Origin of the sequence: Lujinxingia vulgaris, assembly GCF_007997015.1 — a bacterium.
In the GTDB taxonomy this organism is placed as follows: Bacteria; Myxococcota_A; Bradymonadia; order Bradymonadales; family Bradymonadaceae; genus Lujinxingia; species Lujinxingia vulgaris.
Window position 1 is genome coordinate 1 of record NZ_VOSM01000041.1, and the last position, 827, is coordinate 827.

Sequence of the window (827 nt, forward strand, 5' to 3'; positions counted from 1 at the left end):
GCGTAAATAAGTAAAAGGATGGCCCGATGGGGCTATCCTTTTTTCAGGCTGTCGAGAAACCTTCTTTAGATAAGTTAATAAAAAAATGAACTTTTCACCTCGCTTCGGCCGCTTTGGGAAGGGCAAAGACGATTGTTTCTGCATCGCTTCGCTAGCTTCGAAACATGAAAGAACGTTGCTCCTGCGCAAGCTCGTCGCAAAAGAGGTGCCCAAAAACTTTTGTGCACCTCTTTGGCTTTCGCCATGAGCCGAGAAGAACACTCGTCTCATAGCTTCGCCTAGCCCGTGGACGCGCCGGCGCTGGTTTCGCTCTTTAAAATCTGATAACTTTATCCGTTTTAGTAGTACTACTTAAGATATGGAGCAAAACAGCGGAGAAAACCGTACTGCTCCTGCAGCGCTACGCGCTTCGTCGCAAAGTACCGGCCAAATGCTGTTTGGCCGATACTTGCCCGCGGGATAGCGAGACAGCCGAGACCCCGCAAGCCGCAATGCGGCTGAGGAGGCTTGGCGCTCGCCCGCGGCAAAGAGATGGCTCTAAGGAAGTTTGAGCCATCTCTTTGCGACGAGCGCATAGCGCGCAGGAGCACAGGGGTTTTACGAAGCTGTTTTGCGGAATATCGATTAAGAGGCAAGTATTTTATATCTTTCTCAATAAGCTAGAAAAAGGATGGGCCAAAGCGGGCCATCCTTTTTTATTCGGCGAGTTTGCGCTTGCCGAAGATAAAGTAGTAGTAGAGGGCTGATATCAAATAAAGGACTGAAGAGATCGTAAATGCATATGCATAGCCCCAGTAGGAGCCGAAAGCGATGACGAGCCCGGCGGC

1 protein-coding gene is annotated in these 827 nt (G+C 50.1%); it reads right to left on the minus strand.

From position 1 onward, the window contains the following. A partial coding sequence (locus tag FRC98_RS21905; RefSeq protein WP_230467879.1) for a hypothetical protein occupies nt 1-270 on the minus strand: 270 nt, incomplete at its 3' end. Nucleotides 271-827: the final 557 nt, after the last annotated feature.